At 72.2% G+C, this 3,469-nt stretch carries 1 protein-coding gene; it reads left to right on the top strand.

The features are described from left to right. Window positions 1-21: 21 nt before the first annotated feature. Window positions 22-3,469 (top strand): type I polyketide synthase (locus HCA58_RS22980; protein ID WP_240956610.1); only part of this gene is annotated, 3,448 nt, incomplete at its 3' end.

Below are 3,469 nucleotides of genomic sequence, written 5' to 3'. Positions count from 1 at the left end.
GTGGAGGCGTACGCCACTGGGATGGCGCGGGCGTGGATCAGTGGTGTCGACCTGGACTGGGCGGCCATCCATCCGGGCGGGCGGCAGGTCGACCTACCCACCTACGCCTTCCAACACCAGCGCTACTGGCTCGACGTGCCCGCCGGCCCCGGCGACACCACCGCGATGGGCCTGGACCCCGCCGACCATCCGCTGCTCGGCGCGGCGGTCACCCTCGCCAACGCCGACGGCGCAGTCCTCACCGGCCGGCTCTCCCTCGACCGGCACCCCTGGCTCGCCGACCACGCCGTCGACGGCGCGGTGGTCTTCCCCGGCACCGGCTACGTCGACCTCGCCCTGCACGCCGGCGCCCAGGTAGGCGCCGAAACCGTCGACGAACTGACCATCGAGACCCCGCTGGTGCTACCCGAACGCGGCGCAGTCCAACTCCAGGTCGTCGTCGGCGCCGCCGACACCGGCCAGGCCCGCTCCATTCAGGTGTACGCCCGCAGCGCGGACACTGATGTCCCGTGGACCCGGCACGCCAGCGGCCTGCTCACCACCGACCGCCGTAACGTCGGAACCCCCCTCACCGAGTGGCCGCCCACCGGCGCGGAACCGGTACCCACCGACGACCTCTACCACCACCTCGCCACCGGCGGCCTGGTCTACGGCCCGGTCTTTCGGGGCCTGCGCCGGGCGTGGCGACGCGACGACGAGTTCTACGCCGAGGTGAACCTCCCCGAGGACGTGGACGCCGACGGCTACGGCCTGCATCCCGCGGTGCTCGACGCCGGCCTGCACGCCCTCGGCCTCGCCGACGGTGACACCTTCCGCGGACTGCCGTTCACCTGGTCGGGCATCACCCTGCACGCCACCGGCGCGGCGGGCATACGGGTCCGGCTCACCCCCGTCGACTCCGGGGTCCGGATGGCGGTCGCCGACGCGGTCGGCGCCCCCGTCGCCACGGCCGACAAGCTGGTACTGCGGCCCGTCCAGGTGCACCGCAGCGGCGGCATCTCCGACGCGCTGTTCGATCTCGCCTGGCAGGAGACCGGCACGCCCACGGCGGTGACCGATGCGGATTGGGCCTACCATCCGGCCACCCGGCCCGACCCCGCGCCTGAAGGGACGGACCAGGCGGTTCCGATCGCCGACCCGCTCGCCGGGGACGGGGCGACCGCCGCCGCACTACTGGTGCTGACCGCCGGACTCGGCGGGGACGCCGCCGGACCGGAAGCTGTGCACGCCGAGGTGAACCGGGTGCTCGGCCTGGTTCAGGAGTGGCTGGCCGGCCCGGACACCCACCAGCTGGCGGTGCTCACCCGACGCGCCGTCGGCGACGACGCGACCGATCTGGCCGCAGCGGCCGTCTGGGGACTGCTCCGCTCGGCGCAGGCCGAGAACCCTGACCGGCTGCTGCTGGTCGACACCGACACTGACCCGACCGGGGACGTCGCGTCGCTGCTCGCCGTCGCGCTGGCCACCGACGAACCACAGGTACGGGTCCGTCGCGGCGCGGTCTCGGTGCCCCGGCTCACCCGCCAGACAGTCGCACCGTCCGAACCGGATGGCCCGCTCTTCGGTACGGGCACGGTGCTGGTCACCGGTGCGACGGGTGCCCTGGGCTCGGCGGTAGCCCGGCACCTGGTGGCGGCACACGGGGTGGCGCGGTTGCTGCTGGTGTCCCGGCGCGGGCCGTCCGCTGACGGCGCCGACGAACTGGTGGCCGAGCTGTCGGCGGCCGGCGCGCGGGTCGAGCTGGTCGCCGCTGACGTGGCCGACCGTGGACAGCTCACCGCCCTGCTGAACGGCCGCCCGGATCTGTCGGCGGTGGTGCACACGGCGGGCGTGCTGGACGACGGTGTGGTGTCGTCGTTGTCGGCGGACCGGGTGTCGGGGGTGTTGCGTCCTAAGGTGGACGCGGCATGGTTGTTGGACGAGCTGACCCGGGACCGGGAGCTGTCGGCGTTCGTGTTGTTCTCCTCGATGTCCGGTGTGTTGGGCGCGCCGGGGCAGGGTAGCTACGCGGCGGCGAACGCCTTCCTGGACGCGCTGGCGGTGGTACGGCGCTCCGCCGGCCTGCCGGCGGTGTCACTGGCCTGGGGGTTGTGGGGCGAGGGATCCGCGATGACCGACCGGCTCGGCGACGCCGACCGGGAGCGCATGTCGCGCGGTGGCGTGCTGCCGCTGGCCACCACCGACGGCCTCGCCCTGCTCGACGCCGCCGTCGCCAACCCGTACCCGACGGCCGTCCCGGTCCGGCTCGACCTGGCTGCTCTGCGGACCCTCGGCGACGATTTGCCGCTGCCGTTCCACGGCCTGATCCGCCCGGCGCGGCGGTCGGCTGCCCGCGCCGTAGCCCCCGCCGCCACCAGCTGGGCGGCGGACCTCGCCGCGCTGACCGCCGAGGAACGCGACCGCGCCGCGACCGCCCTGGTGCTCACCCAGGTGGCGGCGGTGCTCGGGCACACCTCCGCCGAGCAGATCGACGCCGGCCGTGCGTTCCAAGAGCTGGGCTTCGACTCGCTCACCGCAATCGAGCTGCGTAACTCCCTCGCGGCCAGTACCGGCCTGCGGCTGCCCGCCACCCTGATCTTCGACTACCCGTCGCCGGGCGATCTGGCTCGACACCTGCTCAACGAGATCGCCGGCTCGGACGACGCCGACCCGGCGCAGGTCGTCACCACTACGGCGGTCGGCGATGAGCCGTTGGCGATCGTCGGGATGGCCTGTCGTTATCCCGGTGGTGTCTCTTCGCCCGAGGATCTGTGGCGGCTCGTCGCCGACGGGTCCGACGCTGTCGGCGACTTTCCTACCGATCGGGGTTGGGATGTCGCCCGCTTGTACGATCCGACCGGCAGCCGCCCCGGGACCACCTACGTGGCGAAGGGTGGCTTCCTTACCGACGCGTCCAAGTTTGATCCGGTCTTTTTCGGCATCTCACCCCGCGAGGCCGTCCTGATGGACCCGCAGCAGCGTCAACTGCTGGAGGTTTCGTGGGAGGCGTTCGAGCGGGTCGGCGTCGATCCGAGCGCCCTGCGCGGTTCGTCCACCGGCGTGTTCGTTGGGGTGATGTACCACGACTACGTTTCGGGGCGTAGTGCCGGCAGTGTCGTCTCCGGCCGGATCGCTTACACCCTGGGACTCGAAGGCCCGGCTGTGTCCGTCGATACGGCGTGTTCGTCGTCGTTGGTGGCGGTGCATTTGGCGGGGCAGGCGTTGCGGTCGGGTGAGTGTGATGTGGCGTTGGCTGGTGGGGTGACGGTGATGGCGACGCCGGAGACGTTCGTGGAGTTTTCGCGGCAACGGGGACTCGCCCCGGACGGCCGCTGCAAGTCGTTCTCCGACGACGCCGACGGCACCGGATGGGCCGAGGGTGTCGGTGTGTTGGTGTTGGAGCGGTTGTCGGATGCGCGTCGTAAGGGTCATCGGGTTTATGGGGTGGTTCGTGGTTCGGCGGTGAATCAGGATGGTGCGTCCAATGGGT

It is taken from the genome of Micromonospora sp. HNM0581, assembly GCF_012726175.1.
In the GTDB taxonomy this organism is placed as follows: domain Bacteria; phylum Actinomycetota; class Actinomycetes; order Mycobacteriales; family Micromonosporaceae; genus Micromonospora.
Note: the sequence above shows the minus strand (reverse complement) of the source record. Positions and strands in the feature narration are given on the sequence as shown.